At 31.8% G+C, this 22,810-nt stretch carries 20 protein-coding genes; 15 read left to right on the plus strand and 5 right to left on the minus strand.

What is annotated here, in order from left to right; translation table 11 throughout:
- Positions 1-141: 141 nt before the first annotated feature.
- A complete protein-coding gene (locus tag OEA66_RS07525) occupies positions 142-378 on the plus strand; it encodes a glutathione synthase (protein ID WP_267280785.1) in 237 nt (78 codons plus the stop codon).
- Positions 379-432: 54 nt separating this feature from the next.
- Here OEA66_RS07525 and OEA66_RS07530 read toward each other — a convergent pair whose 3' ends face one another.
- Positions 433-1,002 carry a hypothetical protein gene (locus OEA66_RS07530; RefSeq protein WP_267280786.1) on the minus strand — a complete coding sequence of 190 codons (570 nt, stop codon included), beginning with the start codon at positions 1,000-1,002 and terminating at the stop codon, positions 433-435.
- A 329-nt stretch (positions 1,003-1,331) separates the two neighbouring features.
- Here OEA66_RS07530 and OEA66_RS07535 point away from each other — a divergent pair, with 329 nt between their 5' ends.
- From OEA66_RS07535 to OEA66_RS07555, 5 genes are read left to right on the plus strand one after another with little or no spacing between them, the layout of a single operon-like run.
- The gene (locus tag OEA66_RS07535) at positions 1,332-1,697 is read left to right on the plus strand and encodes a BlaI/MecI/CopY family transcriptional regulator (RefSeq protein ID WP_267280787.1); all 366 of its coding nucleotides are present in this window, start codon (positions 1,332-1,334) and stop codon (positions 1,695-1,697) included.
- A 1-nt stretch (position 1,698) separates the two neighbouring features.
- Positions 1,699-3,672: a M56 family metallopeptidase gene (locus OEA66_RS07540; protein ID WP_267280788.1), complete on the plus strand. Its 1,974-nt coding sequence runs from the start codon at positions 1,699-1,701 to the stop codon at positions 3,670-3,672.
- A gap of 11 nt (positions 3,673-3,683) precedes the next feature.
- Complete coding sequence (locus tag OEA66_RS07545; protein ID WP_267280789.1) at positions 3,684-5,747, plus strand: M56 family metallopeptidase; 2,064 nt, start codon at positions 3,684-3,686, stop codon at positions 5,745-5,747.
- A gap of 8 nt (positions 5,748-5,755) precedes the next feature.
- Positions 5,756-6,580: a GLPGLI family protein gene (locus OEA66_RS07550; RefSeq protein ID WP_267280790.1), complete on the plus strand. Its 825-nt coding sequence runs from the start codon at positions 5,756-5,758 to the stop codon at positions 6,578-6,580.
- A 5-nt stretch (positions 6,581-6,585) separates the two neighbouring features.
- A complete protein-coding gene (locus OEA66_RS07555) occupies positions 6,586-7,482 on the plus strand; it encodes a GLPGLI family protein (RefSeq protein ID WP_267280791.1) in 897 nt (298 codons plus the stop codon).
- 649 nt (positions 7,483-8,131) lie between these two features.
- Here the strand turns inward: OEA66_RS07555 and OEA66_RS07560 are convergent.
- The 4 genes from OEA66_RS07560 to OEA66_RS07575 form a co-directional block, all read right to left on the minus strand.
- The gene (locus OEA66_RS07560; RefSeq protein ID WP_267280792.1) at positions 8,132-9,988 is read right to left on the minus strand and encodes a M61 family metallopeptidase; all 1,857 of its coding nucleotides are present in this window, start codon (positions 9,986-9,988) and stop codon (positions 8,132-8,134) included.
- Between the two features lie 121 nt (positions 9,989-10,109).
- Positions 10,110-11,741 carry a M1 family metallopeptidase gene (locus tag OEA66_RS07565; protein WP_267280793.1) on the minus strand — a complete coding sequence of 544 codons (1,632 nt, stop codon included), beginning with the start codon at positions 11,739-11,741 and terminating at the stop codon, positions 10,110-10,112.
- Between the two features lie 141 nt (positions 11,742-11,882).
- A complete protein-coding gene (tatC, locus tag OEA66_RS07570; RefSeq protein WP_267280794.1) occupies positions 11,883-12,710 on the minus strand; it encodes a twin-arginine translocase subunit TatC in 828 nt (275 codons plus the stop codon).
- A gap of 157 nt (positions 12,711-12,867) precedes the next feature.
- Positions 12,868-13,827: a KpsF/GutQ family sugar-phosphate isomerase gene (locus tag OEA66_RS07575; protein WP_267280795.1), complete on the minus strand. Its 960-nt coding sequence runs from the start codon at positions 13,825-13,827 to the stop codon at positions 12,868-12,870.
- A 146-nt stretch (positions 13,828-13,973) separates the two neighbouring features.
- On the opposite strand from OEA66_RS07575, the gene recQ reads away from it, so the two are divergent.
- The 9 genes from recQ (at position 13,974) to OEA66_RS07620 (ending at position 22,776) form a co-directional block, all read left to right on the plus strand.
- Entirely contained in the window at positions 13,974-16,178 is a 2,205-nt protein-coding gene (gene recQ, locus OEA66_RS07580) for a DNA helicase RecQ (RefSeq protein WP_267280796.1), read from the plus strand.
- Positions 16,179-16,252: 74 nt separating this feature from the next.
- Positions 16,253-16,447, plus strand: coding sequence for a hypothetical protein (locus OEA66_RS07585; protein WP_267280797.1), 195 nt, complete (start codon positions 16,253-16,255; stop codon positions 16,445-16,447).
- A 343-nt stretch (positions 16,448-16,790) separates the two neighbouring features.
- Positions 16,791-17,876 (plus strand): glycosyltransferase, encoded by a 1,086-nt coding sequence (locus OEA66_RS07590; protein ID WP_267280798.1) that lies wholly within the window; start codon positions 16,791-16,793, stop codon positions 17,874-17,876.
- Positions 17,877-17,890: 14 nt separating this feature from the next.
- Positions 17,891-18,538, plus strand: a complete 648-nt coding sequence (locus tag OEA66_RS07595; protein WP_267280799.1) for a hypothetical protein — start codon at positions 17,891-17,893, stop codon at positions 18,536-18,538.
- A gap of 54 nt (positions 18,539-18,592) precedes the next feature.
- Positions 18,593-18,943, plus strand: coding sequence for a hypothetical protein (locus tag OEA66_RS07600; RefSeq protein ID WP_267280800.1), 351 nt, complete (start codon positions 18,593-18,595; stop codon positions 18,941-18,943).
- A gap of 162 nt (positions 18,944-19,105) precedes the next feature.
- Positions 19,106-20,509 carry a dihydrolipoyl dehydrogenase gene (gene lpdA / locus OEA66_RS07605; RefSeq protein WP_267280801.1) on the plus strand — a complete coding sequence of 468 codons (1,404 nt, stop codon included), beginning with the start codon at positions 19,106-19,108 and terminating at the stop codon, positions 20,507-20,509.
- Between the two features lie 99 nt (positions 20,510-20,608).
- Entirely contained in the window at positions 20,609-21,094 is a 486-nt protein-coding gene (locus OEA66_RS07610) for a hypothetical protein (protein ID WP_267280802.1), read from the plus strand.
- Between the two features lie 113 nt (positions 21,095-21,207).
- Positions 21,208-22,032: a CvfB family protein gene (locus tag OEA66_RS07615; protein WP_267280803.1), complete on the plus strand. Its 825-nt coding sequence runs from the start codon at positions 21,208-21,210 to the stop codon at positions 22,030-22,032.
- Between the two features lie 150 nt (positions 22,033-22,182).
- Positions 22,183-22,776, plus strand: a complete 594-nt coding sequence (locus OEA66_RS07620; RefSeq protein ID WP_267280804.1) for a TetR/AcrR family transcriptional regulator — start codon at positions 22,183-22,185, stop codon at positions 22,774-22,776.
- Positions 22,777-22,810: the final 34 nt, after the last annotated feature.

Raw genomic sequence — 22,810 nt, forward strand, 5'->3', positions numbered from 1 at the left:
GGCTCATAACCCGGAGGTCGCACGTTCGAGTCGTGTCCCCGCTACCAACAGGAGAATCAGAAATGGTTCTCCTTTTTTGTGCTTGAAATTTTGCTTTTTTGGTTTATAAATTGCTTGTCGTATTATTAAAAATAAATAATTATGGCAGATATAACATTTAGAAAAGAAGATTTCATCAAGGATGGTGAAAGGTACAAAGTTGAAGTTGATCAGGGAGCTGGCAAAGGTGTAGATCATATTGTGCAGAGAGAAGATGAGAATGGTGAGTATGAAGTTATTCAGGCTGAAATTTTGAGATCTACAGATGAAAGAGTTTTCGTAGCCTGGAGCGAACCATTCAATGGCAAAGTTGTTTCAGACGAATACAAAAAATTATAACAAAAAAAGCCCCGTTTCAATGAAGCGGGACTTTTTTATGAATTATTAAAATTTTTATTTAATCAAAGTCTCAAATGGAGCCAGTTTAAAATCTTCAGATTTTACCTGCTCAAAATAAGATGATTTGCTGTTTCCTTTTAGTCTTCCCACTGCTTTTGAAGCTGCTGTAAAGTCAGTATCAATTTTAGTAGCAATTTCTGTTGGTTTGAAATCTTTTTTCACGCTGTCATCATCAACTCCTAAGTATCCGTTTTTCTTTGTGATATAATTGATGAAGTTATCGTAATTTCCTAATGTATTTTTGAAGTATTGTGTATGATAATTCATACATTTTGTCGCTTTCTTAGATTTATTAACGATGCAACTTGCCATATTTCCTCTGTAAAGATCAAATTCTAAAGCTACCGCATCATATTCTTTTTTAAGTGCGGTTATACCATTAGTAAGTATTGAATTGTCTTTTTGAGACTCGCTTATTTTTTTCAAATGTTCCAAAACCAAAGGAACGGTGTTTTCAATTTTTGTTTTTGCCTCTGTCACAGATCCGAAAACAGATGATGTTTGAGCTGAAGTTACATTAAAAATCAACAGCATTAAAACAGAAAGTAGAGTATATCTTTTCATTAGAAATTTTTAAAGCACTAAAATAAATATATTTTCTCATTCTCAGCACATTCATATTCATTTTATTTAATAAATTTTAACAAGTTTTAAGAATTTATATTAAAATTCAGCAATTCTATGATAATTAATTAGAGCATAATTCTGTTAATTGAAAATTTAACATATTTTAATATTTTGTAAAATATTGATTTTCAAATATTTATTTAAATTTATTTTTTATCACTAAAAAAATAGTTGTTCGAGTGAAAAATATTTCTACATTTGTATAACTAATTTATTAGTGATATGGATTTTTTGGTAACTTTATCACAATAATTAAAAATCATATTATGATCATCCAGACTTTAACAAAAGCAGAAGAACAGGTAATGCAGTTTTTGTGGAAACTCGAAAAAGGTTTCCTAAAAGATTTTTTGGATCTCTATCCAGAACCGAAACCGCATACGAATACAGTTTCTACAATTCTGAAAGTTCTAAAGGATAAAGAATTTGTTGATTATAATGTCTACGGAAGACAGCATGAATATTTTCCTTTGATAACAAAAGAGCAATATTCCGGAAAGACAATGAAAAGTTTGGTGAAGAATTACTTTAAAGGTTCTTACAAAAGTGCTGTTTCTTTTTTGGTTGAAAAAAATGAAATGACCGTTGAAGATCTTGAAATGTTATTAAACGAACTTAAAAATAAGGACTAAGATGGAAGCGCTGATTTTTTACTTCATAAAAGTTGTGATTTGTTCAGGTGTAATGTTTTTGTATTATCAGTTGTCTTTAAAAGACAAGACATTTCATCATTACAACAGATTTTACCTTTTGTCTGCAATGTTGATTTCAATTTTCCTGCCTCTTGTTAAAGTGGAAGATTTCACAATTGAGGTTAATGAAAATTTGTTTTTGTTGATTAGTAAGCTACAAAATTTAAATGCAAATAAAACCATAGACCATGACTACATTTATTTTAGAATTATTTTTTCAGCTTTGGGATTGGTTTCTCTCTATTTTTTAGGAAAATTTCTTTACGGAATTTTCAGAATCCAACAACTCAAAAGCCAGTTTAAGAAAGAAAGTTTTGAAGGGGTAAATTTTTACCAGACCAATCTTTCTGAAGCTCCATTTTCCTATTTCAAAAATCTTTTTTGGAAAAATACGATTGTCATCAATTCAGACATCGGAAAACAAATTTTAAAGCACGAAATGGTTCATATTGAGCAGAAACATTCTGTAGATAAGATTTTTATGGAGATTATCACCGCAGTTTTCTGGTTCAATCCGTTTTTTCATATCATCAAAAAAGAAATAAGCTTAATTCACGAATATTTGGCTGATAAAAAAGCCGTAAAACAATCGGACACAAAAGCATTTGCGCAGATGCTTTTAGCAAGCCACTTTTCCGGAAAAGAGTTGCCTGTGACCAGTCCGTTTCTAAGTTCAAACCTTAAAAAAAGACTTAAAATGTTACAAAAACCTCAAACAAAATTCGCTTATGCGCGAAGAATATTTGCTCTGCCGGTTTTATTTACCGTTGCATTTGCTTACATGGTGAATGCCAAAAACAAAGAAATAAAAGAAACCAATATTGAAATTGAAAAAGCCGTTGCTGAAATTAAAAGAGATACTTTATCTCCTAAAAACGAAACCGATCAAATTGTAAGATTACAGCAGGAAAAAATTTCAAAAGCCAACGAAAAATTAAAAATTCAATCTGAAAAACTAAAAACGTTAAGCGAAAAATCACAAGAAAAAGCTACTGAACTTCAAAAAATAGCTAAAGAAAAAGGTGAAAAAAGCTACGAATTTGAATTAAAAGCTAAAGAATTGAAGCAGCTTTCTGGAGAAATGGATAAGATTGCCCGTGACAAAATATATCAAACCGATTTTGAAGAGCTTTTAGCAAGAAGAGATAAAATGTTAGCTGAAAAAGATGCTAAAGTTATTCTTAAAGATATGCAAGTAAAAAGAGTTTTCCCTGATGGAGATAACTATAAAATAACTGTTCATGGGGAAGAACTTGATTTTGATAAAATGTTTAACTCCAAAGATTTTAAAGATTTAGAGTTAAGCGAAGAAAAAATTAAAGCAATAAAGGAGAAATTTAATTCACCTGAGTTTAAAGAAAAATACGGAAAACTTAATAAGTTTTACATTAATGGAAAAGATATTAATACTAATTCTGAAGAATTAAAGAAAATTGCAAAAAGTTATTCAGGAAATGGGTATAGTTTTTTCAATGGAACAAGTAATTTTTCAAAGAAAGAACTTACTAAAAAAGAACAGAGAAAGCTTGATAAATTAAATAAAGAAAGAGCTGAAGCTGAAAAGAAACTAAAAGAAATAAGAAAAGAACAAGCTGAATTGCAGGGAAGTCCTTGGATTGTTGCAGTGAATGCTCATGCTCCAAAAGTAAATTACTCAGCAACTTCTTCTTATACAGAATCTCCCATGCTTTCAAAAAGTAGAATAATTTCCAATGGTTCTACTTTTAAAACAAATGTGAAAGATATAATTGACATTAATTCTGATGAAGATATTAAAATTTTCATCGATGAAAAAGCAAGTTCTAACGAAGAGATGAAAAATCTCAATCCTAAAAATATCGAATCAATAACTGTAAATAAAACAAAAACTACAGGGAAAAAAGCAGGAGAAATTCATATTAAAACTAAGAAATAAATTACAAAATCATGGAAACCGCAATCTATTGTTTTAAGGTATTGATCTGCTCGGGAATTATGTATGCTTATTACTTATTTTTCCTGAAAGACAAGACTTTTCATCACTATAACAGATTTTATCTTTTGTTGCTGATTGTGGTTTCATTGGTTTTACCATTGCTAAAAATTGAATATTTTACCATAGAACTTAATGACAAAGTTTTTCTGATTCTCAATAAATTTCAAAATTTCACAGAGATAAAAAATACAAGTGATGAGAATGAGTTTTTAAAATACATTCCTCTTTTAATCGCTGGAATTACAACAGTTTTGTTAATTAAAATTTTTATTGGAATTATCAGAATCAACCGTCTTAAAAATAAATTCAGACAAGAAAAAATCAGTGGGATTAATTTTTACCAGACTAATCTGCACGATGCACCTTTTTCGTTCTTTAAAAATCTATTTTGGAAAGACAGCATTCTCATACAATCCGATTTGGGAAAGCAAATTTTAAAGCATGAAATGGTTCATATTGAACAAAAACATTCGTATGATAAAATTTTCATCGAAATCGTTACTGCAATTTTTTGGTTTAATCCAATTTTTCACATTGTTAAAAAAGAAATTAGTTTAATTCACGAATATTTGGCTGATAAAAAAGCTGTAAAACAATCTGATACCAAGGCTTTTGCAGAAATGTTGTTATCAAGCCATTTTTCAGGAAATATTTTGCCGGGAACAAGTCCGTTTCTGAATTCAAATCTTAAAAAAAGACTCAAAATGATACAAAAACCAAAAACAAAATACGCTTACGCAAGACGTTTTTTTGCGCTTCCAATTATGTTTACCATTGCTTTTGCTTATATGGTCGATGCAAAAAATAAGGAAATTGAAAAGCAGAATGAGAAAATAGAAACAATTGCTGATTTAATTAAAAATCAGGAGGAAATTTCATCTATAACTCATGATACGATTTCTGATGAAACAAATGTAACGTCAGAGTTTAAGGCAAATGATATTTTCATTTTTGAAGGTAAAAAAGTAAGTCAGGAGATATTTTCTCAGAAAAAGAATGCATTTATCGCTGATAAAAATTATTATTTCTCTGCAAACAAAAACTTTTTGAGTAATGATTTACCAATTATTTACGTTGGCGGGAAAAATAAAAATGTAAAGAAAGACGACCAGTTTATAGGAAAAATTGTTGCTGTTGTTTGGGATACACCTGCATTAGAAAAAGTAAAATACAGTGCTGAAGCAAATGATATTCCTTATCAAGAGCAGTTGAATAAAGCCCATGAAAAAGCTCTATATGTGATTAATGCTGAAATTGTTTCTAAACAAAAATTTGAAGAGTATTATCAGCAAAATAAAAATAAAACAATTGCTTTCAGTTCAAACTCTCATGTAAACAATGACAAAGACCACTGGGTTTTTGGGGAAAGAGAACAGTATGGAGTTTTTCATGCAACTGATATTTCTAAAATGAGTAAAGAAAATAGTGAGAAGTTTCATCAACTTGTCAAAAAAATAAATCCGAAATGGTATTATGAACAATACATTAACCAAAAATATACCACTCGTGAAAATGAAATAAAAAGACAAAACGGAGAAAAAGAAAATACAGGAAAAATTGTTGCAGAAGAAGTAAAAGTTTCAGCTAAAAGAGATTATGATAAAAATCCGTTAACTAAGGCAGAAATTAAAGAACTGAGAGATGATGCGGAAAGACTTCAGGCGAAAGTTGAAAAACAGTCTCAGGTTAACAGAGATAATATGATTATTTTTAAATCTGATCTTATTGCCTCGTATATTACCGGTAAAGACCAGCCACTTACAAAAGATAAAAAAAGTTACGCACCGGTAAATTCAAATACGATGGTAATGCCTTTAAAAGACGGTCAGTTTTTTATAGATGGAAAAGAATATACAAAAGAAGAAATAAAAATGTATATGAAGGGGTATGAAGAAGAAATGTTTGGCAAAGAAAAACTGGCAAAAGCACCTTTCAAATCTGTGAAAATGTATAGAACTCCTTATGGAGACAAAGGTTTTTCAAGACTTGACAAAATGGAATTTTTCACCAAATAAATTTTAGAATGAAATTATTAACCACTTTCAGTTTATTACTTATCGCAACTTTAGCGAACGCCCAAAACAAACGTTTCATTTACGAATACCAATTTATTCCGGATTCTACCAATGTATCTGAAGTAAAATCTGAGATGATGAATCTTGATGTTTCAGATGAAGGGTCTCAATTTTACAGTTATGACAAGTACAGTTCAGATTCTCTGAGAAGAGCCGAGATTAGGAAAATGGCTTCTAGTGGAGGTGCCATTTCTATAAGTGCAGATGCGGGGAAAGGATCAGTGAAATATAAGATTTCAAAAAAATATCCCGGTTACAACGTGTTTTTTCACAACAGAGTTCTTCTTGATAATTATAAGGTAGCCGAAGAAAGAAAAATCAACTGGAAAATCAGCTCAGAAAAACAAAAAATAGGAGAGTGGAATACGCAAAAAGCAGAAACTGATTTTAGTGGAAGACATTGGACTGCGTGGTTTACTTCAGATATTCCAATTCAGGATGGACCCTATAAGTTCCATGGTCTTCCGGGACTTATTGTGAAATTGGAAGACAAGACAAAATCTCATATTTTTAATTTACAGGGTATAAAAAATATAGAGGAACTTTCAAAAGACATTATTTCTGATAAAAATATTTCGATTAACCAAAAGCAATATGATAAGCTGATCAGAGATTTTGAAAAAGACCCTACGAGTGGATTAAAAATGATTCAGTCAGGCGGAATTACTATGAAAATGGTTGACGGACAAAATAATCACATGAAAGAAATGGAACAGCGCCAAATCGAAAAAATTAAAAAAGACAACAACCGAATTGAATTGGTTAATAAATAAAAACTATGAAAACAACTTTAAATTTAAGCTTTTTACTTTTATCAATATTAGTTTTTTCGCAGACCAATCGTTTCTTTTACGATTATAAATTTGTACCAGATTCTACCGATAAAGCTAAAATTATAAATGCCGTAATGCTTTTAGATATCGATCAAAAGGGCTCTGTTTTTATGGATAATCAGAAGTATATTGCAGATTCTACTCAAAATGCCGAATTGGCAAAACAAATGAAGCTCAATTCTGGTAGTTTTACCATCAACAGATCTGAGAAATCCGGACAAATTAGTTATAAAGTAACCAAACAGTATCCTGAGTTTAAAACGTATCTGTTTACAAGAGTTGCAAGTGACAGTTATAAAGTCGAAGAAAATAAAAAACCGGAATGGAAAATTCTTCCTGACAAACAAAAAATAGGAGAATATAATGCTCAAAAAGCAACGACCAATTATCTTGGAAGACAATGGACGGTCTGGTTTACAACAGAAATTCCTTTTCAGGACGGACCTTATAAATTCTACGGACTTCCAGGTTTAATCGTGAAAATTGAAGATAAAACGGGAACACATTCGATGACTTTAGCCGGAAATAAAAAAATAAATAAAATTGAAACTGAAGAAGTCGCACTTCCAAATGGAATGCAGATTTACGGAGTAGGAACAAAAGATATCGAAGCCACGAAAGAGCAGTTTAAAAAAGTATGGAAAAATTACAAGAATGATCCTACTAAAAATATGCGCGAAATGATGTCTAAAAATTCTGAAACCAATAAGGTTGTTTTCAAAACAAAATCTGCTGATGGACGAGAGATTTCAGATCCTAATCAGGTTTTCAGAGAAATGGAAAAAAACGCTAAAGAAGGTTTCAAAAAGAACAATAATCCGATAGAATTAGATTTATATTAAATTTTCACTTCATATTTAACAAAGAAAAGCAGCTTTCTCCGTGAGAGCTGTTTTTTTGTTTACACTGCTATAATTATTTTTAAAGCAATGTTCAAAAAGGATTTATAAAATGGTGTTCTTATTTTTCTATTCGCAAAGGCGCTTTATTCAGCAATAACTGATTGCGTACTTAGCTGAGTTGAACGCCCTTGCGAACGGGAAATATTTTCAAGATAAATGAATAAATGATTGCCACCTATTGCGTTAAAAAAAATCAAGCTCAAATTAAATTAGTTTAATAATTCGGTTTGAAATCACAACGATTAGGTTATTTTGCGTGTCGATTAGGATAAATAACAAAAATTTGTGGTTCAAAACCATATTGATCTGGTTCTACGCCCCATCGATTCGGTTGTTTAATGAAGTGATTCGGTTATCAACCGGAAAATTATGGTTCCGAACCCATACGATTCGGTTCGAAATTGAAAATGTTCTGGTTAAGAACGGAAACGTTTGGGAGAAAACCGAATCTTTTAAGTAAAAGACCGGAATGATTCGCTGAACAACTGAAACAGACCATTAAACAACCTAAACGGATATGTTTTTAAGTAAAAAAGCCAGCAAGATAAACTTACTGACTTTAAAAATTGTTTGACTTATTATCAAGAATTTACTTCTTTCCGGTCAACCACTGATCCTGAAGTTTCTGCTCAGCAGGAGTAGGATTAGCTTTAAACTGAAGCGTTTCCATAGTCATCTTGTCTAAAATAGCTTTTCCTTTTAACTCAATTTTATCTTCTTTATCGCCATTTTTACGAAGAACCGTTACCGTCACATCTTGTCCGTCTTTGATGGATTGAGCGTAACCGATAAATTCCTGCGCATTTTGGATATTGATTGCTTTTCCGTCTAAAGCTAGAACTTCATCTGTAATTTTAAAACCGATACTTCTTGAGAACGGAGAAAGTGCCGAACTTTCATCAAAAACAAATGTTTTATTTTTCTCGTTGTATCCTGTTTGTGCAGGATCTTTAATAAACCAGAACATTGGCGGAGTTTCCTGTTTGTTGATTTCAATACCCACTTCTTTAAGGTATTCAACATAAGGAGTTGGGTTGCTTCCTGCAATATACTTATTGTAAAAATCTTTTACCTGTGGAAATCCTGTGATCGTTACCAATTCGTCAATCAGTTTGTCGTCTTTAAATGGCTTATTTTCACCGAATCTCTGAGAGAGTTTTCTGATCATATCACGATAACCCATTTCACCGTTGGATAGTTTTCTCAGTTCAATATCCAGACACATCGTCAAAAGCGTTCCTTTTTCATACACGTTTCTGTACTGATCTTTGTATTGATCCTGAAGAATATTTTTACTCATCACTGTGAATGGCATCGTATCATTGTAACTTTTCGAGTTTTTGATTTTATCACCAATTCTTTGTAAAAATTGGTCTTTCGTAATCAATCCTTCCTGAATCTGGAATAAATTGGCAAAATACTCAGTTCCGCCTTCGTACATCCAGAGATGTTGAGACATTTTCGGGTCTGCATAATCAAAATAGTGAATTTCCTCAGAGTGTGTCTTTAAAGGATTTACCGTATGGAAAAACTCATGTGAAACAACATCTACAATCGCTTCATCAATTGCTTCTTTAGGCATCATTTCATGCAGAACGACACTTGTAGATTCATGATGTTCCAAAGCTCCGAAACCTTTAATCTGCGGACCTTGAGTTCCTGCAAGATATAGCATGATAGCATATTTCTTATTGGTATTCATATCACCCAAAAATTTCTTCTGAGCAACAACCATTTTTTCTAAATTTTCTTTAAAGTCTGCTGCTTTATATTTTCCCGTTGGAGAATAAACGCCTAAAACAAGATCCATTCCACCTGCATTGAAAGTAATGTAATCAGGTTTTGAATACATTAATGGAGAATCCGTAAGTTTAGCATAATTTGCCAAAGTGAAAGTGTCGGTCGCTTCAGATTTATCCTGATCTACTAAAGCGGTTGTTCCATAAAAATCATTTGGTTTCTGAATAATTAACTGATAAGGTACGTCCTGCATATTGTCGATATAACCAACAAAACCATGGGTATTGATCAAATAAACTTTTCCTTCCTCAATATCAGTTCCGGAAGGAGAAAATACAGCTTTGTGTTTTTGAGTTTCGTTTTCTTCATCAAAACTGTCGTTAACGAAATACGTGATTTTAGTTAAAGCTTTTGCATTTTTCAAAGAATACGTATTGTCATTTACTTTGGTAAAAGCGATTTCTTTTCCTTTGTTGTCTAAAAATTTGATTCCTTCTACAAATCTTCCGTAATCATCCACAGAATATGTTCCGGGAACGGTTTTAGGAAAGTGAAATTTTACGTCATTCGATTTCATTTTCGGAAATTCCATCGTTACGGCTACTTTATCATCTTTTACGTTGACCAAATCAATATTGGTTTTAATTGACTGTGCCTGAACGAAAGCTGTTGCCAGAATTCCTAAACTTATTGCTATTTTTTTCATTAGGTTTAATTTATAGATAAGTAGTTGATTTTAAATTGAATTTGTTACAAGCAGAAATATAATTTATTGCTAAATTTTCGTTAAAAAAGCAAAACCTAAAACCGGTTTTGCTTTTAATATTTTACTGAACTTTTTTATATCTGATGTAATAGTTTTTGCTAAACTGCACGGGATTTGAATTTTGTAGCTTTAAAATCTGCCAGTTTTCATTCGGAGAAATAGTTTGATTACCAAACCTTATCGGAAGATTTAAATTTTTAACTCCATTCACAAAACGATATTTTAATTCAGATCCATTTTGAGAATATTCCAAAACAGGAACATCGACCGTTCTTAAGTATTGGTTGAAAATACTCGAAAAATCAAATCCAGCCTTTTCAGAAATGTATTTTTCTACTTGTTCTGTAGTGACAGTTTGATGATAAAAATCTTTATTCAAACCTCTCAGAATTTGTCTGAATTTAGCATCATCATTGATAATCTGTCGCATTGTGTGAATCATACTTGCACCTTTTGCATACATATCGCCGCTTCCTTCATTTCTTACACCATATTTTCCAATAATAGAAACGTCGTTCATAATATTATGCTGAATTCCCTGTGCATAAATTTCTGCTGATTTTTTATCAATATAATTTTCGGTAAAAAGAACTTCAGAATAATTGGTAAAAGATTCATGAATCCACATATCTGCTTGATCTTTCGCAGTAATATTGTTGGCAAACCATTCGTGTCCGCTTTCATGAATAATGATGAAATCCCACTTTAATCCGACTCCGGTTTCTGATAAATCTCTTCCCAAATATCCATTTTGGTAGCCGTTTCCGTAGGCGACATTACTTTGATGTTCCATTCCCAGATGCGGAGATTCAACCAATTTGTAAGAATCCTCATAAAAAGGATAGGGTCCAAACCAATATTCAAAAGATTTCATCATCGGTTTCACCTGCTGAAACTGCTTTTTTGCTTTGTCTAAATTATAATCTAAAACCCAGTAATCTAAGTCAAGTTTTCCCTTTTCACCGTCATAAGAATCTTTGAAATTCACATAATTTCCAATACTTGGAATGATTGAATATGCATTAATTGGATTTTTCACTTCCCAAGTGAAAACGTTCTTATTATTTTCTGTTTTCTGATTGATTAGCCTTCCGTTTCCGACTCCAATTAAGTTTTTCGAAGTAATAATTTTCATTACAATTCCGGAATCTGGTTCATCACTCCAAATGTCCTTTGTAGGAAGCCAGACTGATGCGCCGATTCCTTCATCGGCAACGCTCATCCAAGGATTTCCTTTTTCATCGGTTTTGAAAATCCAGCCTCCGTCCCAAGGTGCATTTTTGGCAACAATTGGATTTCCTGAATAATTTATATCAATAGTGTATTTTTCTCCCTTTTTGAAAGATTTATTGGCTGAAATAAAGATGAAATCGCCGTCTCTTTTGAAGTTGCCGATTGTAGGAAAACTGCACTGAACCCTGTCTGCTTTCATCGGCTGTTGTAAGTCAATCTGAAAGACAGGATTCTTTATGTTTTTAGTGATTTCAAAACTGATTGTATTATTTCCTTTAATGCTTTTCTGTTCAAAATTGGGTTCTACAGACAAATCATACTTTTTCACATCCCAAAAATCACGGAATTTTGTATTTGAACCTTTTAAAGTATCTTGTTTTGTGAATGTTTTATTCTGCTCGAAAAACTGTCCGAAAGCAAGACTGGAAATCAATAGAAGAGAATATGAAATTTTTTTCATTTTAATGATGATGAAATTTGACTTTTGTCAAAATTAAAGAATATTATTAATATTGATTGGTTTTTAAGAGGATTGTAACAAGAAGCGGCGCAAAAAATCAAAGATTTTTGCGCCGCTTCTTGTTATTTATTTAGTTCAAAATTAATTTTGTGCTTTTGTCAAAGCTGCTTCACGTTTTTGTACTTTTCTGAATGTATAACCACACATCACGATGCTGAATTCATATAATAACAGCAGAGGTAAAGCTGCCATCATCATACTCAAAACGTCTGCAGGAGTAATAATTGCCGCAACAACCATAATTAAAACGATGGCGTGTCTTCTATATGTTTTCATGAATTTCGGATTTAAAATTCCAATATTGGTTAAGAAATAAATCAAAACCGGAAATAAAAATACTACTCCCATTCCTAAAACTACCTGTAAAAATAAGGTAGTGTAATCACTTAAGTCATAGAGTGGAATAATAATGTCTGAGATTTTAAAAATAACTCCAAAATTTACAGCAAAAGGTAAAATCAGAAAATATCCGCATAAAACTCCGGTCATAAATAAAATCCAAACCGAATTAATAACGAAAATGGAATTTTTCCTTTCATTCGGATGCAAAGCAGGGCCGATAAATCGCCACAATTCCCACACGATGTATGGAAATGCCAATACAATTCCTCCAAAAATGGAAACCGCCATCATCACATTAAACTGCTGGTATAATCTCTGAACACGCACCGGAAATTCGTCCGGTAAAGTAATGCTGTCTTCGCCCAAAATCCATTGTGAAAAGTCATTCACCAATTTAAATGTCGGGAAATCATTTCTTGTAGGACCAAAAAAGATATGATCCATAATCCAATTGATATTAAAACCGACAACAAATGCGGCAACAATGATTGCTATAATAGAACGGATCAAATGTCCTCTCAGTTCGCCAATATGTCCCCAAAAAGACATGTCTTTTTCTTCGCTCACAGATAATTTTTTAAAGTTTCAAATGTATGGAAAAGTTTCTTTATGCTGGAATTTTGAAATTGGATGCAGAGTTTTTAGATTTATTTTAAAAGTATAATTTTCAAGCTACCTCTTATTTGATTTTAATTTAAACCTAAATCTAAACCTCAACTTCAACCTAATTTATTCCTTCGTCTAATAATTTATGCAAATCTATAATTCCAAAATACTGACCGTTTTCTGTTACGATTAATTGTCCGATATTATTGTCTTTTAAAATTTTCATTGCTTCTTTTGCTAAAGCATCTTTTTCAATGGTTTTCGGGTTTGCAGACATAATATCTTTCGCTAAAATAGTAGAAATATCATCACCATTGAGAAGCATTCTTCGTAAATCTCCGTCGGTAATAACTCCAATAATCTTCTTTTCATTGGTTACAACAGTAATTCCATGGCTTGAAGAACTGATAGAAATAATCACATCTCTTATTGATGAATCTTCAGTAACTTGTGGTTTTTGCGAAGAAACAAACTGCTCAACTCTTGCCGTTAAATTTTTACCTAAACTTCCACCCGGATGAAATTTTGCAAAATCGTTTTCTTTAAAATCATTCAATTCCATTAAACAAATTGCCAGAGCGTCTCCCAAAGCCATTTGATTGGTTGTAGAACTTGTCGGAGCCAGTTTATTCGGACAAGCCTCTAAATCAACATGAGTATCTAAAATTACATCAGAATATTCTGCTAATTTACTTTTTCTATTTCCCGTCATTGCAATTAAAGCGGAAGAATAATCTTTTAAATAAGAAACCAAATTGGTGATCTCAGGTGAATTTCCTGAATTTGAAATGCACAAAACCACATCCTGCTTCTGAATAACTCCCAAATCTCCGTGAATTGCCTCCGAAGCATGTAAAAATTGTGAAGGCGTTCCCGTAGAATTTAAAGTGGCAACAATCTTATTTCCAACATGTGCAGATTTTCCGATTCCTACAACGATTAATTTTCCGGTTGCTGAATGAATTAGTTCTACGGCTTTTACAAATTCGTCTGAAATTCTTTCTTTTAATTTCTCCAGTTCAGAAATTTCTATAGTTAATGTGCTTTTTGCGATTGAGATTATTTTGTCTCTTTCCATTTTTATAACGAAATTAGTATGTAAATTACCAAAGAATTCAATTTATACTCAATATAAATTTAAACAGTAAAAAAAGCTATTGCTTTCATTTTAAGTAAAAATTTTATAACTTTGGGTTGGATGCAAATTTAGCAATACAAAATTAGATGAGCGCAAAAAAAGCCAATTTATCGGGCGAATTAAAAAAATACTTCGGATTTTCTACCTTTAAAGGACAGCAGGAAGAGATCATTAATAATCTCTTAAACGGAAAAGATATTTTTGTCCTGATGCCTACAGGAGGTGGTAAATCTCTGTGTTACCAGCTTCCAGCCCTTATTTCTGAAGGAACTGCGATTGTCGTTTCACCGCTGATTGCACTGATGAAAAATCAGGTAGATGCTGTAAACGGGCTTTCTTCTGAAACGGGTATTGCCCACGTTCTGAATTCTTCTCTAAACAAAACCCAAACCAAACAGGTTTTTGATGATATAAAAAGCGGAAAAACAAAACTTTTATATGTTGCTCCGGAATCTTTAATTAAAGAAGATTATCTTGAATTTTTGAAAGATGTAAAAATATCATTCTTTGCGATTGATGAAGCGCACTGTATTTCAGAATGGGGACACGATTTCAGACCTGAATATCGAAATTTAAAACAAATTATCGATAAAATTGCAGATGTACCAGTGATTGCTTTAACGGCAACTGCGACTCCAAAAGTGCAGGATGACATCCAAAAAACTTTAGGAATGTCGAATGCTTTAGTCTTTAAAGAAAGTTTTAACAGGGCTAATTTATTTTATGAAGTAACTCCTAAAGTTAATATTGACAAGGAAATCGTAAAATTTATCAATAAAAATAAAGGTAAATCTGGGATTATATATTGTTTAAGCCGAAGAAAAGTAGAAGAATTTGCACAGCTTCTTCAGGTAAACGGAATCAATGCTCTTCCTTATCATGCAGGTCTTGACCAAAAAGTAAGAGTTGCCAATCAGGATAAATTTCTGATGGAAGAAGCTGATATAATCGTTGCTACAATTGCTTTTGGAATGGGAATTGATAAGCCTGATGTCCGTTTTGTAATTCACTACGATTTCCCAAAATCTTTGGAAAGTTATTATCAGGAAACCGGTAGAGCAGGCCGTGATGGAGGAGAAGGTTATTGCCTTGCTTTCTATGATCCTAAAGATATTGAAAAACTGGAGAAATTTTTGGCTCAAAAACCTGTTTCGGAAAGAGAAATTGGTTTGCAGCTTTTAAATGAAGTGGTTGGTTATGCCGAAACTTCAATGAGCCGAAGACAGTATATTTTATATTATTTCGGAGAAATTTTTGATCCTGTAAATGGTGAAGGAGCGAAAATGTGTGATAATGCAGCAAACCCGCCAAAGCTGAAAGATGCTTCAGAAGATTTGAAAAAAGCATTAGAATTAATTAATGAAACTAAAGAGAAATTTAAGTCTAAAGATTTAATTTCTGTGATTGTCGGAAAAGAAAATTCGGTTACAAAATCTTATAAAATGGAGCAAAGTTCATTTTTTGGTTTTGGAAAATCTGAAAAAGATAATTATTGGAAAACAATTCTAAGACAGGCAACGGTTCAGAATTTCTTACAAAAAGATATTGAAACCTATGGCGTTTTAAAAATTTCACCAAAAGGTCATCAGGTTTTAGATAATACCTATAAAGAAAGTTTTTTAATTGCTGAAGACCGTGAATTTGACTTGTCTCAGACAAAAGCAGAAAGCGATCAGGTACAGCAACAATCTAGCGGAGGTTTAGACCAAAATCTTTTTGCACTTTTAAAAGAACTTAGGAAAAAAGTTGCCAAGAAACACGGGATTCCACCTTACACGGTTTTTATGGATCCGAGTTTGGAAGATATGACGGTGCAATATCCGATTACAGTTGAAGAAATTGCAAAAGTATATGGCGTAGGTGAGGGAAAATCTAAAAAATACGGAAAAGAATTTGCAGATTTCATTGCAAAATATGTTGAAGACAACAATATAGAACGTACTCAGGATATGGTCTTGAAAAATGTGGCTAATAAATCAAGTCACAAAGTTTTCATTATTCAGAGTACTGACAAAAAAATTGACCTTGAAGATATTGCAAGAGCGAAAAACCTTTCAATGAATGATTTACTGAAAGAAATGGAACGTATTGTTTATCAGGGGACAAAACTGAATATCGATTATTACATTGAAGAAAATTTTGATGAAGATATTGTAGATGAATTCATGGAATTTATGACAGAATCTGAAAGCGACAGCATGAAAGTTTTATTAGATGAATTTGGAGACGAATTGTCTGACGAAGAAGTAAGAATGCTAAGGATTAAATTTATCAGTGACGTTGCGAATTAATTTTTTCAGTTAAATCAAAATGGAAAATCCAATAGTAGAAGTGAAAAAAAGAACTCATTCAATGGATAAAAGAAATGAATGAGTTTGAAGATATTGCAGATTTGCTTGAAATTAAAGAAAAAATGATTTCAAGAAATGTAATTGCAGAACTTCAAACAGAGTATGTTGTAAAAGATGATTTTGATGAAAGATTTGCAAAAGGATTATCATCTGAGGAATCGAGGAAAAGAACTAGAGCTTTTATTGCAAGGTTACCTTGGAAGAAATAATTATTTATTCGGAGGAATTTCATCAATCTATTGAAAGATTAGTCGAAGTTTTATTCATCAAAGAATATTTTGGATTCGAAGTAGACTGTTTTTTGTATTCAGAGAAGATTTACGACTTTGTTGATTATAATATGATGAAACCAATTAGCAGAAAAACTCCTTAAAAATTACAAAAGTTTGGTAAGAAATTTATCAAGTATAAGGCAAATAACAACCATCTTGGTATATTTTTTCGATCAAAGAGGCAAGAAATTCTTAGTAAATCATATTATCAACAATCATTCTCAAGATTTTCCTGAGTTGTTTTAAAATGATTAAATTTATCATTAATTAGTTTTTCAGGATGAATAAGAAAATTTCTGTTATGTTTATTCTGCCGGATTTGGAAACCGGAGGTGCAGAAAGAATAGTTACTACTATCGCAAATCATCTCTCTAGAGATCGTTTTGAAACTAAAATTTTGCTTCTTCGTAAACAGGGCGGTTACTTGAATTTACTTAAAAAAGACGTTGAGATTATCGATTTGAATATCGAGCGAATCAGAAATTCTCTAAAACCAATTCTTTCTCAAATTTATCGCAGAAAACCCGATATTGTTTTTTCTGGATTTGGTGAAGTCAATGCGTATTTATCTTTATTTATTAAGCTTTTTCCGAAAACCAAATTTATTGCAAGAGAAACAAACGTTGTTTCTGAACACATTACAAGAAAAGAAATAAAATTTTTCTATAATTTCTACAATAATTATCAACAGATTATTGCGCAAAGCGATGATATGATGAATGATTTGGTAACCAATTTTAATATTAAAAAACACAAAATTACGAAAATCAATAATCCTGTAGATTTTGATTTCATTAATGAAAAACTTTTAATTTCAGCTAAACCAGAAAGTTTTAAATATAATTATAAAAACGTAGTTGCCATCGGTAATTTGTCGGCAAGAAAAGGTTTTGATAATTTACTAAAAGTTTTCTCAAGGCTTAAAAATGAAAAAATCATCCTTCATATTTTAGGGGATGGAAAAGATCGTGAGATACTTCATCAAATGAAAGAAGTTTTAGGTTTAAAACAGGTTATTTTCCATGGAAGACAAGAGAATCCTTATCAGTTTTTGAAATTTGCCGATCTATTTATTCTATCCTCGCGTTACGAAGGTTTCCCTAACGTTTTATTGGAAGCCGGAGCTTGCGGAACGTATTCTTTGGTCAATAATTGTAAAGGTGGAATCAACGAAATCATTCAGCACAATACAAATGGGGAAATTGCGGATATTGAAAATCCTGAAGATTTTTCACAAAAAATTCTTACCCTAATTCACAGGGATTATGATTCAGATTCAATAAAAAATTCTATAAAATCGAGGTTTTCAAAGGAAATTATTCTAGATAGATATGAGAAAATTCTGTTGGATTTGATGAACAAATAATATTTTTTTTAAAAATGCAAAGAATTATTTTCTTACTATTTCTACTAACTTTATTCTCCTGTAAAAAGCAAGAAAATTTAGTGATTAAAGAAAATAAAGATACAGTTGAATATGAATCTACAAATTGGCAAGAAGGTTTCGGATTAACGCATTCTATTGATCTCGATTCTGTTTGGGGTAAACCTGTGAGATATTATATCAGTAATAAAAATTTGGATTCAAAAGCTTTAAAGTTTTATTTAGGCAACTATAGACCTAAAGATGAACCTGAAACTGCGAGATTATTAAATTTGATTACAACAGATAATGATTCTTTAAGACCATTTTACCGATGGATTTTAGATAAAACAATACTTATTCAGGATGGAGCTTTAGGAGAGTACACTGGAGTTCCAGCTAGAAAATACGCTGAAAAATTCCCAAAAGAATTTTTTGAATATATGGATTTTGATCAATCTGGTGAAAAATATTTAAGTTGGTATAATTCTATTGCATACAGTGGTTTTTATGATTTTGAATACTATAAAGACAAAGATGGAATTAAGGGAAATCTTGTAAAAACAATGAATTCAAATTGTCGAAACTGTGACGAAACTATTAAGAAAAGAATTTTAAAATTTGCAGATGATTGTTTCTCACATGAAAAAACGACGAGTAAATAATCTTTATATTCCTTAAATTTGCATCTCATCTTATTTAAAATCAATACTTCATTCATGAATAAAATCCAAAAATTAGGTTGTATCTGCGAAAAACCTGAATTACATCACACTGATTACAGAACTTCATCTGTAGGAGTCGATGAAACTAAAGGAAGATATGCAGAAGTAAGTATTTTACAATGTAAACTTTGTCAGAGAATTTGGCTTAAATATTTGGTGGAATTTGAAAGTTTTTCAAAATCGGGAAGATGGTACAAAGGTATTATCGCAAAAAAAGAAGTTGCAGGAATGAAACCAGAAAATGCGGTTGAATATTTGGAAAATCTTGACTGGTATATTTACGGAGGTTCTTATTTTGAAAGCGCCGGAATATTTGGACAAGGCAAGATGAATGTTGATTTGTAAATTGATAAAAGCTGAAAGACATTGCAAGGACTAGAATTCTATTAACAATTACTGTCACATCCAACACCTGAAAACTTGACAAAACTCACTTTGTGGCGTGGTAATTAATCAGTAAATTTGTAATAATTAATCAACTGAATAATAAATAAATTAAAATATAAAATGAGTCAATTTGATGTTACCGTAATCGGTTCCGGTCCTGGAGGTTATGTAGCTGCAATTCGCGCTGCACAATTAGGTTTCAAAACAGCAATTATTGAAAAATATTCTACGTTGGGAGGAACTTGTCTTAACGTTGGGTGTATTCCTTCAAAAGCGCTTTTAGACAGTTCTGAGCATTTCGAAAATGCAAAACACAATTTCGAAAATCACGGAATTATCATTAACGAGCCAAAAGCAGATATCGCAAGAATGATTGCGAGAAAGAATGAAGTGGTAGAGCAGACTACAAAAGGAATCAACTTCCTGATGGATAAAAACAAAATTACTGTTTTTGAAGGTCTTGGAAGCTTCGAATCTGCTACTCAGATAAAAGTGACTAAAAACGACGGTTCTTCGGAAACTGTAGAATCTAAATATACAATCATTGCAACTGGTTCTAAACCATCTTCTTTGCCTTTCATTACATTAGATAAAGAAAGAGTGATTACTTCTACAGAAGCTTTGAATTTAAAAGAAATTCCTAAGCATTTGGTAGTAATCGGTGGTGGAGTAATCGGTCTTGAATTAGGTTCAGTTTATTTAAGATTAGGTTCTCAAGTTACTGTTGTTGAATTTATGGACAAGATCATTCCTACAATGGATGGAGCTTTAAGCAAAGAATTGACTAAAGTTCTTAAAAAGCAGGGAATGAAATTCATGCTTTCTACAGCGGTTTCAGCAGTTGAAAGAAACGGAGATTCTGTAAAAATTACTGCTAAAGATAAAAAAGGAGAAGAGGTTACAGTTGAAGGAGATTACTGTTTAGTTTCTGTGGGAAGAAGACCTTTCACAGACGGACTTGCTCTTGAGAAAGCGGGTGTTGAATTAGACGAAAGAGGAAGAATTAAAACCAACGATCATCTACAGACTAATGTTGCAAACATTTATGCAATCGGTGATGTCATTAAAGGAGCAATGTTGGCTCACAAAGCTGAAGAAGAAGGAGTTTTTGTTGCTGAAACTTTGGCAGGACAAAAACCTCACATCAATTATAACTTAATTCCTGGAGTTGTTTATACTTGGCCTGAAGTAGCTGGAGTTGGTAAAACTGAAGAGCAACTGAAAGAAGAAGGTATAGCTTACAAAATCGGAACTTTCCCAATGAGAGCTTTAGGAAGAAGCCGTGCAAGTGGTGATGTTGATGGTTTGGTGAAAATTATCGCTGACGAAAAAACTGATGAGGTTCTTGGTTTCCACATGATTGGAGCGAGAGCTGCAGATTTGGTTGCTGAAGGAGTCATTGCAATGGAATTCCGTGCAAGTGCTGAAGATATTGCAAGAAGTTCTCATGCACATCCAACTTACGCAGAAGCTATTAAAGAAGCTGCTTTGGATGCTACCGGCAAGAGAGCTCTTCACATGTAAGAGTTAAGTAATAAATACAAAGAGCCAAGTTTTGGCGGATATATAAAAAGAGAAGTTATTGCTTCTCTTTTTTTTGTATTTTTCAACAAATATCTGACAATGAAAAAACTGACATTATTTTTAATGGTTGTTATCTGCGGATTTATGTTTGGACAAAATGTAAATACTGTCAGAAAAATTGTTGAGCAAATCAATCAGACAAAAGGATTGAAAATTAAAAAAATTCCAAACTCCTACTATTTGGATAGAAATATAGTGACAGACAATGGAATTGAATTAAAAGGATATTATAAAAATAATAAACTTTTGAAAATAGAACATTGGGTAGGCTTATCTGCAAGGATAATTACAACCGAATATTTCTTTACAGAAAATGGTAAATTGGTTTTCGTGCATTCAAAAAAATATCAGACTGTTGATGAAAATGGATATTTAGAAAAACCTCAACAGTTGTCTGATCTAAGACGCTATTATGAAAAAGATAAACTGATAAAATCTGTTGGCGTATTGAATGATGATGAAAATACAGATTATTTAATAGAATCTAAGAACCTTATTAATGATTTGAAAAATTATAGTAATTAATTTTAAATCAATTCAGTAAGCTTAAACTCTATAACTTTGAAATTCTCCAACTCAAAAACCCTTAAAACTCTCCAACATATTTTCCTTACCTTTGCATCCTAAATTTATCATTGATGCAAATCGGAAAAACCCAAACTTTAAAAATTTCAGAAAAAAATCATTCGGGATGGATGCTTAAAGACGATTCTGGCGAAACCGCTTTTATGTCTAAAGTTTTCATTCGTGAAGAAAAAGAAATTGGCGACGAATTGGAAGTTTTTGTTTATCAGGATGATAATAAACTAAAAGCTACAACCGAAACTCCTTTGGCTGAAGTAGGTGAATTTGCTGTGATGAATTGTGTACAGAGTCTTCCGAGCGGAGCTTTCATGGATTGGGGTATTATCAAAGATCTTTTTATTCCGTATAAACAGCAGAAAACAAAGATTATTGAAGGGAAAAGATATTTGGTGAATCTTTATATTGATGAAGATTTAAAATTAATTACCGGAACTACCAAGTTTAAGAGAAATCCTCAATATCAGGATTTGCCTTTCCAAAAGGGTGATAAAGTTGAGTTGCTGATGATGAACGAAAGTGAACTAGGCTGGAATGTTATCATTAATAAAAAATATATCGGACTGATTTATACCACCGATGTTTACAAAAAACTGTATCCGCTATCTGAAGAAGAAGGTTACATTAAAGAAATTCGAGAAGACGGAAAAATAGATGTTTCTCTTCAACCTGTAGGCTTTGAAAATATTGATGAATTCAGACAAAAAATTCTAAACAAATTAGAAGAAAATTTCGGTTTACTACATCTTTCAGACAAATCTTCTCCAGAGGAAATTAAAGACGAACTGCAAATGAGCAAGAAAAACTTTAAGAAGGCACTTGGCGGTTTGTACAAAGACAAAATCGTTGATATTTTAGATGATAAAATAAGGTTAGTATAGAATTATTTCTCAAATATAAAATTGAAACTCCGAACATTTGTTCGGAGTTTTTTTATGATAATAATCACAAGAAATTACTTAATTATTTTGTTTAACAATTTTGTCAAAACAAATGATTGATATATATTTGCACAAAATTGTTTAACAAAAATGTCAAAACAAGAAAAGAAAGATCAAACCCAAGAGTTAATCAAGCAAACTGCAAAGAATTTGTTCTTTGTACAAGGTAAGTTTGATGCGACAACACAGGAAATAGCAGATGAAGCAGGTGTTAACAGAACACTGATTAATTACTATTTCAGATCGAGAGATAATTTGATTCAAATTATTTTTGATGAAGCTCATCGAGTAGAAAAAGAAAAGTCTGAATTGATCATGAATTCAGATCTTCCTTTTAAAGAAAAGATTGCCAATTTCATTGATGGCAGCTTACAGACAAGTCTTCAATATCCATATTTGGAAACCTACATTGTTTCTCAAATCAATAAGGGAAGCTGTCATAAAAGAGATGTGGAAGAAGAAGAACTAAAAAAACTGTATGCAGATATTGAAAAAGAAATGGAATTGGGAAACATCGAAAAAATGGCACCCGTACAATTTGTACTCAATATGATTTCACTTTTAGTATTCCCAAGTGCGGTGCGCCCACTTTTTCTGGAAAATATGATGATTGATGACAAAGAATTTGATTTACTGATTGCAGACAGAAAAGATATTATCTTAAATATGCTTTTTAAGAAATAATTAAAAACTGTTAAAGTATTTTAAGAAATGAATC

It is taken from the genome of Chryseobacterium luquanense, from assembly GCF_026460945.1.
GTDB classification, from domain to species: domain Bacteria; phylum Bacteroidota; class Bacteroidia; order Flavobacteriales; family Weeksellaceae; genus Chryseobacterium; species Chryseobacterium luquanense.